1 pseudogene is annotated in these 229 nt (G+C 64.6%); it reads right to left on the reverse strand.

The annotated features are described in order from the left end of the window. Positions 1 to 229, reverse strand: a pseudogene (locus AC0L3S_RS39830) (choline ABC transporter permease subunit); the annotation flags it as partial.

Consider the following 229-nt stretch of genomic DNA (forward strand, 5'->3'; position numbering starts at 1 on the left):
GCCGAGCGGCACGCCGATGGCCATGGCCATGGCAGCGGCCGCGACGACCAGCACCAGCGTCTGCACCGTCTGCTTCCAAAGGTTCTGGTTGATGATGAAGATCAGGCCGAGAAAGACGCCGATGGCAAGCGGTCGCGAGCGTTGCAGCAGCCAGGCGATAACAGCGATGATCAGCGCCAGCAGCACCGGCGGCACCATCAAGAGGATGCCGACCAGCCCATCCAGCAGG

Source organism: Bradyrhizobium sp. Ken01, from assembly GCF_055807355.1.